This is a genomic window from Wolbachia endosymbiont (group B) of Melanargia galathea, assembly GCF_964030625.1.
GTDB lineage: Bacteria > Pseudomonadota > Alphaproteobacteria > Rickettsiales > Anaplasmataceae > Wolbachia.
The window spans coordinates 1324691-1336508 of the sequence record NZ_OZ034910.1 but is presented as its reverse complement, the minus strand read 5'-3'; the positions used below and the strand labels follow the sequence as shown (position 1 = coordinate 1336508).

At 32.9% G+C, this 11818-nt stretch carries 10 protein-coding genes, 1 rRNA gene and 1 pseudogene; 6 read left to right on the top strand and 6 right to left on the bottom strand.

Translation table 11 applies throughout. The annotated features are described in order from the left end of the window. The first annotated feature begins 27 nt into the window (after positions 1 to 27). Positions 28 to 744: an SDR family NAD(P)-dependent oxidoreductase gene (locus AAHF52_RS06100; protein ID WP_007302529.1), complete on the top strand. Its 717-nt coding sequence runs from the start codon at positions 28 to 30 to the stop codon at positions 742 to 744. Between the two features lie 132 nt (positions 745 to 876). Further along, positions 877 to 1344: a hypothetical protein gene (locus tag AAHF52_RS06095; protein WP_007302528.1), complete on the top strand. Its 468-nt coding sequence runs from the start codon at positions 877 to 879 to the stop codon at positions 1342 to 1344. A gap of 774 nt (positions 1345 to 2118) precedes the next feature. Here the strand turns inward: AAHF52_RS06095 and fsa are convergent. Beyond that, on the bottom strand, positions 2119 to 2763 hold the full coding sequence (fsa, locus tag AAHF52_RS06090; protein ID WP_007302527.1) for a fructose-6-phosphate aldolase: 645 nt from the start codon (positions 2761 to 2763) through the stop codon (positions 2119 to 2121). 409 nt (positions 2764 to 3172) lie between these two features. On the opposite strand from fsa, the gene AAHF52_RS06085 reads away from it, so the two are divergent. Beyond that, the gene (locus AAHF52_RS06085) at positions 3173 to 6406 is read left to right on the top strand and encodes a hypothetical protein (RefSeq protein ID WP_264336139.1); all 3234 of its coding nucleotides are present in this window, start codon (positions 3173 to 3175) and stop codon (positions 6404 to 6406) included. 401 nt (positions 6407 to 6807) lie between these two features. On the opposite strand, the gene AAHF52_RS06080 is transcribed toward AAHF52_RS06085, so the two are convergent. The 3 genes from AAHF52_RS06080 to pstC all read right to left on the bottom strand — a co-directional run bounded on the left by AAHF52_RS06080 (position 6808) and on the right by pstC (position 9776). Further along, on the bottom strand, positions 6808 to 7149 hold the full coding sequence (locus AAHF52_RS06080; protein WP_019236916.1) for a hypothetical protein: 342 nt from the start codon (positions 7147 to 7149) through the stop codon (positions 6808 to 6810). Positions 7150 to 7154: 5 nt separating this feature from the next. After that, positions 7155 to 8591, bottom strand: coding sequence for a F0F1 ATP synthase subunit beta (gene atpD / locus AAHF52_RS06075; protein WP_026097268.1), 1437 nt, complete (start codon positions 8589 to 8591; stop codon positions 7155 to 7157). Positions 8592 to 8687: 96 nt separating this feature from the next. Then, positions 8688 to 9776, bottom strand: coding sequence for a phosphate ABC transporter permease subunit PstC (gene pstC / locus AAHF52_RS06070; protein ID WP_012482001.1), 1089 nt, complete (start codon positions 9774 to 9776; stop codon positions 8688 to 8690). 107 nt (positions 9777 to 9883) lie between these two features. Here pstC and rpmH point away from each other — a divergent pair, with 107 nt between their 5' ends. From rpmH to AAHF52_RS06055, 3 genes are read left to right on the top strand one after another with little or no spacing between them, the layout of a single operon-like run. Further along, positions 9884 to 10018 (top strand): 50S ribosomal protein L34, encoded by a 135-nt coding sequence (gene rpmH, locus AAHF52_RS06065; protein ID WP_080600798.1) that lies wholly within the window; start codon positions 9884 to 9886, stop codon positions 10016 to 10018. Then, entirely contained in the window at positions 10002 to 10379 is a 378-nt protein-coding gene (gene rnpA, locus AAHF52_RS06060; protein WP_081439702.1) for a ribonuclease P protein component, read from the top strand. The genes rpmH and rnpA overlap by 17 nt, the downstream gene beginning before the upstream one ends. A gap of 60 nt (positions 10380 to 10439) precedes the next feature. Next, positions 10440 to 10661: a hypothetical protein gene (locus tag AAHF52_RS06055; RefSeq protein WP_007302521.1), complete on the top strand. Its 222-nt coding sequence runs from the start codon at positions 10440 to 10442 to the stop codon at positions 10659 to 10661. On the opposite strand, the pseudogene AAHF52_RS06050 reads toward AAHF52_RS06055, so the two are convergent. Further along, positions 10640 to 11497, bottom strand: a pseudogene (locus AAHF52_RS06050) (IS66 family transposase); the annotation flags it as partial. The gene AAHF52_RS06055 and the pseudogene AAHF52_RS06050 sit on opposite strands and share 22 nt — an antisense overlap. A 191-nt stretch (positions 11498 to 11688) precedes the next feature. Further along, a 5S ribosomal RNA gene (rrf, locus tag AAHF52_RS06045) occupies positions 11689 to 11795 on the bottom strand. Between the last annotated feature and the right edge of the window lie 23 nt (positions 11796 to 11818).

Here is an 11818-nt window from a genome sequence, read left to right as displayed (position 1 = left end):
TTCATACTTCATGTTATATAAATTCACATGGATAGAAAAACTTGTCTCATTACAGGAGCATCATCTGGCATTGGAGAAAGTCTAGCACGGTTGCTCATTAAAGATCGATGGTTTGTGGTTGGCATTGCAAGGCGCACTGAAAAACTGGAAAAATTAAAAGAAGAATTAGGTAGTAATTTTTTACCTATAACATGTGATGTAAGCAAAAGTGAAAATATTAAAAACTCGTCTGATTTTTTAAAAAAGCAAAATATTATACCAAATCTCTTTTTTCTTAATGCAGGATGTGGCGAAATAGAAGATAAGTTTCATACCAACATTCATAGAAAAACATTTGAAACCAATTATTTTGGCGTTATCAACTGGATTGAAGAATGGATTCATCATAATTCCTTGGCAACTTTTGCGGTTATATCTTCTCTTGTTGCTATGCATGCAACACCACATGCTTCTGCATACTGTGCCAGCAAAGCAGCACTAAAAAGTTGTTTTCAATCACTAAAAATCCAATATTCTAACAGTAGCACAAAGTTTATCACCATAATGCCAGGGCCAGTAAAAACAGATATGTTTAAGTCTAATAAACCACTTCCCTTCATATGGGAGCCAGAAAAAGCTGCAGCATATATTTTAAAAAGTATATTTAAAGGAAAGAAAGTTATAGCGTTTCCAATTTTCTGGCGGTTATTTTTTCATATTTTACAAATTCTTCCCACTAAAATGACTGCAAGAATCTTACGATAATCACCAAATCTACCATCTTGTAAAGCTAAAGCTCTTCAAAACTCAATCGCAAGCTTCTCCACACAAAAACATCTTGACTATCGCATGTTTCATATTATATGAATAAACTGTTAATGAAAGTGGAGGGTTGCAATGCCTAATAATACAGATCAGTCTAAAAAAATAAATGAGAAATGGTTATTTATAGGAGGTGCTTCACTGTTTCTTGTAATAATGCTACCATCAATTTTTCTCTTAGCAAAAATAGCTATGATGTTTGTTATAATCTCAACTACAGCAATAGCAATAAAAATTGCCTCAAAAGCAATATCAAACGTTTTAGAGGATAAAGAGAATCAATCAACACAAAATAAAATTATAAACCTAGCTATTGGAGCAGTGTCCATACTTGCAGGTGGGCTATCATTACTTATTACAGCAAAAGTTGGTTTCATCGCAATATGTTCAACTATAGCTATTTTAGCTCTGTATGAATATATTAAAGATGAAAAAATAGGTAAGGATATAAATGATAAATTCGATGAAATAGCTAATAATACAACTGAGTTTTGCGTCAACAGCATTGAAAAACTTATTCCATCACAAAGTTGTGAAGTGTAATCTTTTGTTTATAAATTTTTAGATGCATGGCTAACGTATAAACACTGAAATCAGCACTTCCTTTCTTGTTATACTAGTAATGGCTTCCATCATCAAAAATGTTGTATTACTTTTATACTCGCAAATCTAACTGGATTCCAATGCTGGAATAACATTACCTTGAATGGAAATCGGTGCGTGATGTACATCTGTATAGAGATTAAATATGTCATTCAGTTTGTTATCATTCTAGTACTGCCATTCTATAGGTAACAGCTGTACCTGGAGCTCCTCTCTTGTCATTCCAGCACTGGAATCCAGAAAACTTAATTTCAAACCAGTACTTTCCCTCTTTTCATCCCAATTTCCAAAATGTTACTCCAGTACTGAAATCCAGCTTTTTTATAACTATCGAAAACACTGTATTACTTTACAAATTTAACTAAATATAATTACTGGCATGGCACGTTCGTAAAATTACGATAAAAAATTACTTGACAAACTCTAATAGTTTTGTTACCATGCACGGTGAAGGTGTTCTAGAGCTCGGAATCTATCTTCGTCTGCAGACTTTTCAATTCAATTAATCTATAATCTTCAGTTAAAATATATTTTAGCTATACTTCGGTCGTAGCTGTATACATTTTTCTCAATCTTTTTTATTAGTGGAGGACTATCATGTTTAAAACACTGAATTACGCATATCATTGACCTACATGTCTTTAAAGGACAGATGGTACCTATGTCCTTTTTATATAAATTATTGTGTTTTTATGTCTTTTTTAGCAATGTCATTTATTGTTTTACGCCCCAGTCTTTTTCAAATATTGCGAGCCCTTGATCAGTAAGTGGATGATTAATTAACTGTCTAAGTATTTTTGCTGGCACAGTAATTGAATGAGCACCAAGCCGTGCAGCTTCTATTACATGTGCTGGACTTCTTACTGATGCAACAAGAACTTTTGTCTTAAAATTATAATTAGAATATATAGTGCATATATCTTCTATTAGCGATAAGCCATCATAGCTTATATCATCAAGGCGACCAACAAAGGGAGAAATAAAACAAGCACCGGCCTTAGCGGCAAACAGTGCTTGTCCAGGAGAAAAACATAATGTAATGTTAGCAGGTATTTTATGTTCTGTCCACAACTTTTTACAAGAAATTAATCCTTCATGTGTAAGAGGTAACTTTACTACGATATTACTAGCGATTTTCGCTAACTTAAGGCCTTCCTTAACCATATCTTCATGGCTATCTGCAACAACTTCAACACTAACAGGTCCTTTTATAATAGAACATATTTCGCTTACTAAATCTTCGTACTTATCTTTATGTCCAGATTTTGCTATTAAAGAAGGATTAGTTGTTATACCATCAATGAACTCTTTTAGCTCCTTAATTTCATTCAAATCAACACTATCAAGAAAAATTTCCATATTATTGTCCTATTAAAAACCTATTTTTACAAAATATTGTCATCTTTGAAAAGTATTAAATAAAATCGGATTTTTAACTCAACTCAATTTTCAGTCCGTTAGGAAAGAAAATATTGCACTGAGACACAGTATAGCGCTTTCCTTAATTGGTTGCATTTTATTAACAAAATTAGCATAACCAATTTCTGAAGTTTACTAGCTTTACGTTCAATAGAAATTCTTGCATAGCCTAAAACTTAGTGCTACTATTAGTATAGTAACACAAATAGATAGTGGGGAACAATAAACAAAATGACTAAGATCTAGTTTAACGCTCGCAATTAAATTCAACTAAAAAGGTTAATACAAAAGGAGTTAATCACTCCCAAAGTAAATATATTATCAAAACAATAGTAATAGGGGGTATACTATGTCAACAAATTTCCTGACATTGAAAAACATATTAGCAGAACTGAAAAGAAAAAATAGCATTACTGTTTTAGAAGAATACTATCAGGACAAATGGGAGATTTATGACTTGCTCATGGATTTGACAAATGATGAAAATTTTAAGCAAGCATATATAGATCTATCTTTCAACAAGAGCTTTAAAAAAAACTTTATAGAATTAGCAAATCAGGCAAAAAAAGCTGTAAGTAAGTATTTTAGAGACAAAGACATAGACCTTCAAGCTTTTTATGTAGAAACTAACAATTCTGATAAAGTGTTAAACATTAATCTTATTAATTACAATAGAAGTGAGCCAATAAGAATTAGTGATATCTTACAGCAAGAAAGGGATATTAGCACATTGAATATTTATTGCAATAAAAAGCATGACATATACGCTTACCGAAAAGGTAAGGAAAGACATTATGAATTTAAAGAGGGTGCATATTATGAAATGACAAGCACTTGGCCTGTGCAGGACAAGGATGGGAAAACTTTTACCTGTACTATGGTTATGAATGTAAGTAATTCTGGTATAACTAAAGTACTACAGTTTAATGGTAAAGATTTTGAATCGCCACCTGAGGAGTTTTGGGAATTAATAAGACAAAATGAGGAATTATATATTCAAGACCTCTCTCTACATGATGCTGTAAAAGCATTATTGAAAAAGAACAAAAATGCTAACATTGCACCGGCTGTTAGTAATCTGCAAAATAACGAACATATCGTAATCAATCAAGACGAAAAGATGAAAGATCTTGAAAATGATGCTAAAAGCAATCCTATTCTTTCTTTCACTAGCAACAATGTATCAGAGGTTAATCCACAGCAGATTGCAACTCAGGCAATTGCAACTCAAACAGAAGTTAATTCACAGCACACTGAAACTCAAACAGAGGTCTCTGTGCAACACGTTAAGACTCAAACAGAAATTGGCTCTCAACAGACTGAAACTCAGACAAAAGTTGATTTACAAGAGGTTGCAATTCAAACAGGAATTAGTTTACAGCACACTGAAACTCAAACGAAAATTGGCTCTCAACAGGCTGAAATTCAAAGTTTACAAGAAGTTGCAACTCAAACAGAAGTTAATTTACAGCACACTGAAACTCAAACAGAGGTCTCTGTGCAACACGTTAAGACTCAAACAGGAATTGGCTCTCAAGAAACTGAAACTCAGACAGAAGTTAATTTGCAAGAAGCTGCAGCGCAAACAGAAGTTAACTCACAACAACTAGATCAAAAGCTTACAAAAGCTGAACAAGAAATTAGAGAATTAAATGAGCAGAGGAACGAATTACGATATAGGTTCGACAAGGCTGAACAAGAACTTGAAGAGTTAGAAAAGCACAATAGTGACTTACAGAATGAACTTGGAGAAGAAAAGCAAGAAATTAGAGAATTAAACGAGCAAAAGAATAAATTACAATATAGGCTCGATGAGGCTGAGCAAGAAATTAGAGAGTTAAATCAGCAGAGAAACAACTTACAATGTAGACTCGAAGATGCTGAGCAAAAATTTGAAGAGTTAAAAAAGCATAATAGTGATTTACAGAATAAACTTGGAGAAGAAAAGCAAAAAAATGCAAAATTACAAACTGAACTGACACAAAAAGATGAAAAACTAGCAAATATGTCAACAGAGCTGCAAGAAAGAGCGCAAGAACTTGAAGGTGCATATGAAGAAAAGAAAGACCTGAAGAAAAAGCTGGAAGTTGCCAATGTAAAAAATAAGAAACTGGAAGATACATTGCAGATAGAGAGCGAGCAAGCAGAACGTATAATGATCGAAGAGAATGAGCGCTTAACGAATTTAAAATATAGGCTCGACAAGGCTGAGCAAGAATTTGAAAAGCATAATAGTGATTTACAGAATGAACTTGGAGAGGAAAAGCAAAAAAATGCAAAATTGCAAGCTGAACTGACACAAAAAAATGAAAAGCTAGCAAATATGTCAACAGAGCTGGAAGAAAGAGCGCAAAAACTTGAGAGTGTGTATGAAGAAGAAAAAGAAGATCTAAAGAAGAGGCTGGAAGTTGCTAATGCAGAAAAAGAAGAGTTGACAAGTGAGGTAAGAAAATTGCAAGAGGAATTAGACCAGCTGTTAAGTAATTGCATAATAAAGCAAAAAAAATCAGAACAGGAACTCATGGAGGCTAAGCAAGAAATTGAAGAATTAGAGAAGTGCAATAGTGATTTACAGAATAAACTTGAAGAAGAAAAGCAAAAAAACGTAAAATTGCAAATTGGACTAACACAAAAAGATGAGAAGCTAGAAAATATATCAACAGAGCTGCAAGAGAAAATACAAGAACTTGAAAGTGCACATGAAGGAAAGAAAGATCTAGAGAAAAAGTTAACAATTGCTAATGCAAAAAATGAAAAACTGGAAGATAAATTGAAACAGTTTAAAAAAGCGGAAGAGGAAGCAGGAGATATATTAGATGAAAATTGGAAAGATATACAGAATTTAAAATCTACAATTCAATGCTTAGATTATAAGTACAACACAAATCTGGAATCTTATAAACAAGAGGTAGATCAGCTAAAGTGGAAATATGAAGAGTTAAAGAACGAGGTAGAGCTTAAAAATAAGCAGATTAAGAGTCAAGAAGAACAGTTACGGCAGGATGAACGTTTAACGAATTTAAAACCTCAAATGCAAAATTTGCAAAGTGAGCATAACGCACATTTAGAATCTGATGAACAAGAGGTAAGTGAGCTAGAGTGGGATGAAAAGTGGGATTTTAAATCGTCAGAGGGAGAGCTAGAGACTAAAGATGAGCAAATTGAGAGGCAAAGAGAACAGTTACGGCAGGAGATGGAAGAAGAAATAATGGATCAATACCGTTCATTTATAGAACCAAAGTTTGAAGAGTATGAGAATGAGATTGAAATATTGAAAGAAAAGATTAAAGATATGGAAATTGAAAGAATAACGGGAGAAAGAGAAGAGCTAAACGGTAAAGAGCAACATCTAAATAACCAAGTAGAAATGTTAAGTACAGAGATTTCTCAACAGGAACCTTTGAACAATCGTGCAAAAATATCTGATCAGCTTGTAGGGGAAGTTGATAATGCAGAAAGAAAATCTAGATCTTCAAGCTCTGATAGTGCATTTTATAGTGATGATGATTGTTGTAATTCACTTCTAGACTTCATCAGCAGTCCCTCAAAGGTGTGTAGCCAAAGTCAGCACGGAAGTGTTTAATAAACATACTTATTTAGATGCATGTAAAATCAGTGCTTTTTTTCCTGTCATTCAACTCTTGTCATTCCAGTGCGTGACACTGGATAAAAACATTTGTGAATTACGCAATGGACAACAAATTCTAGGAACATATGTTAAAATAATATCCACGATTAAAATAAGATAGATCCCGTGTCACGCACTGGGATGACACTATTTTTTGTACTTTTACCTTCAAAGCTGCAACTTTTGCACAATTGTAGTCTTGACCATACGATCCTAGTTGTAAAAATTTCTAGATTTCAGTGTCTGAGCACTGGGATGATATCCTTCTAATGTTCGTACAGTTGTGTGTCAGCTACTTGAACGACAAACATTGAGATGACAAGAGTAAACCCATTTCTTGAACAAAAAAAGAGCCCCTAAAGAGATTTGACATCAAGATAACTTAAATATATACCAACTCTCTTATTTTTTAATGATTCCTCATCATGAGTCAAATGATCAAAAACCTGAATTTGATTTGTTACAATGTTACAATTATTATTTGCAACCTCCAATATACCATTATCAATTACAATTTTTTCCTTTGTCTGGTTACTCATTTGAGCAGTAATTATACCAGGCAATAAATAAATTAAATAAGGGGAATGGTAGGCTAAAATCATCAATTCCCCTTTAAGCCCGTTCACTGAAAGAGAAACTACTTCATCGAATGAAATTCGATTATCAGGAGAAAAAAATTGCACCTTAAAAGTGTTCATAATCTTTAATGTCCGGCTCCAACTTCAGCTTTTATTGATTCAGCCTTTTCTATTGCTTCACTTATACTTCCCACCATATAAAAAGCAGCTTCTGGCAGATGATCATATTTACCTTCAATAATTCCTTTAAAACTAGAAATAGTATCAGAAAGTGAAACAAATTTGCCAGACATGCCAGTAAATACCTCCGCAACATGAAAAGGTTGAGAAAGAAACTTCTGAATTTTACGAGCTCTATCAACAATAATTTTATCTTCATCAGATAGTTCATCCATACCAAGTATTGCGATAATATCTTGCAGCGACTTATAAGTTTGCAATATACGTTTCACCTCAGAAGCCACATTATAATGTTCTTCACCAATGATTTCAGCAGATAAAGACTGAGAAGTTGAGTCAAGTGGATCAACAGCAGGATATATACCCATTTCAGCTATCTGCCTTGACAACACTGTGGTTGCATCAAGATGAGAGAATGTCGTTGCTGGAGCTGGATCGGTCAAATCGTCTGCAGGAACATATATAGCCTGTACAGAAGTAATAGAACCAGCAGTAGTTGAGGCTATTCTCTCTTGCATAGCGCCCATATCAGTCGCAAGAGTTGGCTGATAACCAACAGCCGACGGTATTCTTCCAAGCAAAGCAGAAATTTCAGAGCCAGCTTGAGTAAAACGGAAGATATTATCTACAAAAAATAGAACATCTTGATTTTCATGATCACGAAAATACTCCGCCATAGTTAGTGCTGTTAAAGCAACCCTAGCCCTTGCTCCAGGAGGTTCATTCATTTGACCATAAACCAAAACGGCTTGAGATTTTTCGTGCTCACTTATATCTATTACATTCGAAGTAATCATCTCGTTATAAAGATCATTACCTTCACGCGTTCTCTCTCCTACTCCAGCAAACACAGAAAATCCTTTATGAGCTTTTGCTATGTTGTTAATCAGCTCCATTATCAGAACTGTTTTACCAACACCAGCTCCACCAAATAAGCCAATTTTTCCTCCTTTAAGATAAGGAGCAAGAAGATCTATAACCTTTATTCCTGTAACTAAAACTTCTTCCTGTATCTTCTGCTCAGTAAAGCTTGGAGGTGATCTATGTATAGGTTCTAAATCATACTTTCCTTTTAGCGGACCACACTCATCTATAAGCTCCCCTACAACATTAAAAATCCTTCCTAAAGTTGAGCGTCCAACCGGAACTGATATTGGTGCACCTGTATCAACAAACTCATCACCTCTTGACATACCATCTGTGCTATCCATAGCAATGCAACGAACTATATTGTCACCTATATGCTGTGAAACCTCTAAAACTAGCTCCTTGCCCTTATATTTTAGTTTGCTTTTTAAAGCATTAAATATCTTAGGCAACCCGTCTTCAAATTTTAAATCAACAACTGCTTGAGTTATTTTAACTACTTTACCTGTACTCATCTCTTTCATCACCTAACACTACAATTCTATAAAAGAACTTCTAAAGAAAATAAATCTTATATTATTAACAGAAATTTTGCAATATTAAAACACTTACTAGTTACGTTTCATTATAAACAATGCAAATGCATTCAATAGCCAAGTAATAACAAACAGCACCAAACTAAGCGCATAAGCAGCAAGAGTTTGCACACTATTGAAATCCTGATCTCCGGTAAGTAATGTAGCAATTTGTACAGTGATAGTAGTAACTGAATTGAGAGGATTAAAGGTCAAATTTGCATTGATTCCCACAGCCATTAGTACAATCATTGTTTCACCTATTACTCTTGAAATTGATAATAAAATTGCACTTAAAATTGTAGGCATTGCATAAGGTATTGTTATATGCCATATAGTTTCCGCTGGTGTTGCGCCAAGCGCCATAAAACCATAACGTAAACTTTTTGGAACAGATCTTATAGCATCTTCAAGCAAAGAAATAATAAAAGGAAGAATCATTACCCCGATCGATAAACCAGCAATCAAAGCACTTTCTGAGTGTATACTTAAATTAAAAAAATTTGCTACCTGCTTTATAAAAAAAGACAAAAATATAACTGAGAAGTATCCATATACAACAGTAGGAATAGCAGACAAAACCTGTAAGGCTGTATTAATAACATAACGCACTTTTTCACTCGCATACTCACTAATATATATTGCAGAAAATAAACCAAGCGGCACCGCAACTAACATTGCTACAATAGTTATAAGTAATGTCCCCACTAAAAGTGGCGCTATACCAAAACACCCCACCTCTCCTTCACCAATAATAGCTACATTATGCTTCCATTTTAAGCAAAATAAGAATTCTGAAATAGCTACTTTATTAAAAAAAGAAATGGACTGAACAAAAATAGATAGCATTATAAATAAAGTGATAAAAAGTGATATTGCTAAAGCCATAAATAACAAAAATTTTACCATCTTATTTCTTTTACCTTTAAGGATAAAAATCAGCATAAAAAAAAGTAACGCTATAGAAATAGAAGTTATAAAATAACCATCATAGAATGCTAACAAACAAGGTAGCATCCACATACAACTCAAATATATATAAGACTTAACTTTACTTACTGCTTGAAACTTACTCAAACAAAATAAAAGGACTAGTAAAACAAGTACGCCTATAATTAAATTCATTTTTCCATATATCAAATTTTATTCAACAAGAATGCCACAGAAGTTGACCATTATTTGACAATAGAGCAAAATAGTTTAAAATAAATAGTCATATTAATATAAAAACAATGAAAAGAACATTTCAACCAAAAAATTTTAAAAAAAAGCACAAACATGGATTTCGTTCACGTATGTCAACAAAAGCTGGAAGAAAAATTCTTAATAAGCGTCGCTCATTAGGGTGTAATAAATTATGCGCATAGTAAGCATAAAAAAAAAGAGTTTTCCTTTGCTTTTAAAAACAGATTAGCATCTTACAGTCTTTTTTATCGAGGGGTATATATATCACTATATGCTATAAAAGAAAGAGAACCTGAAAAGTATATTCATGTTATTAGAGTAGGTCTGGCTATCAGTAAAAAAGTCGGAAAAGCAGCAAAAAGAAATAAAATAAAAAGGCAATTACGAATGCTAGCTAAAGTTAGCATTTCTAATATAAGTAATGTAGGATACTATTACATAATACTAACCCATCAAAACATTATGCAAGCAGGCTATAAAAATTTACAAAAAGACCTCAATATTTGCTTAAAGAAAGATAAAATAAGAAGGAATTTTCACTAAAGTATTTACAGCTATATTTTTTATGATAAGATAAGTGAGGTTTTTAAAATAAATTAATAGATGTGGGTGCTTGAGGTAGAAAGTATAAAAAAACAAGATAAAAAGCTCGATACAAATAATGCTGAAGAGAGTTTTTATGAATATAGAAAGTCTAGCTATCGTACACAATGGGGAATGGCATTTGAACAAAGCCAATATTTAGAACAAAATAAAGATAATCCTAGAGGGAAATTGCTAAATTTTAATATAGAAGCAACTCATTACAATAAGAGAATAGTTTGATAAAAGTACCCGTTCAGGGAAGTGGTTGAAGAAACGATAGGTAGGAGATTGTATAGTTCTCTTTGTTTCCATGTTAAGTATAATGAAATTATCCTTTCAAGTTCCTAGCTCTGATTACGTAAAATATGAGCTTTTACAGTAAACGATATAATGCCTAATTTGCTGTTCAGCGTGATAGTGGAATACTTTCTGGTTTACTTAAAAAATTTCACATCATTCTTTCAGATTTTAAAATATTTTTCGCAACTTGAGAAGCTCCAGTTGCTTCAGATAGGTAGCTTCAAGTAATACCTTATACGTTTTGCAACTTTCTTACACTTCTGTTTCATTTTTTAATAAAGCTTTTTTTAGCATAAATAATTCAGTGGATGCGTTTTTTAAGTAACAGCCCAGAATTTTAACTTCAATAGTCCAGCTATGTTTCAAAGTACCTTTCAGCGACTATTACGATTGCAACATACACTGTCTTTTAAATCTTCTTTCCCTTTAAAACTTGCAGTATTGCTTCAGCACTAACCAAGTTTACCTTTATTATAACACGTTGATGCGCAAAACCTCACTTTTCTTATTCGATTTGCTCATACACCTTTTTGCATTTGAGGGAATTCTATATTCACTATTTGATACGCTTTCAATTCACATTAAAAACATCACTTATAATTTTCACGTTTTGAATTTTTATAAGATCCACTGAGTGCTACAATTATCACCTAACTATTGGACCAAATGTATCTGCTTTTTGGTAGTTTGCTACTTCTTCTTTCTCCTCATCTCCAACAACTTAATTAATATTCAATTATATAAAGTTTGATTTTCGGAAGATCAATTGTTTGATGATTTGTTAAATGTTGCTATCTCTCCTCCTAATTTGGAAATAAGTGACAAATTCTACTTTTAAATTTTCTACTTTTATCTTAAAGTTTTCGCAGAGTTCTAAAAGATCAGTTATATTACCTCACAGCTACTCTATGTTTACCTTGTTTCATCGCTCTACTGAAAAGATATAAATAAGAAGAAATTTTTATAAACTTGGCAACGACCTACTTTCCCTTTTTAAGTATCATCGGCGCTAAAAAGTTTCACTTCCGAGTTCGAAATGAGATCGGGTGGTTCATTTTTGCTATAGCCACCAAGTCAACAAAAATTTCTGACTTAAT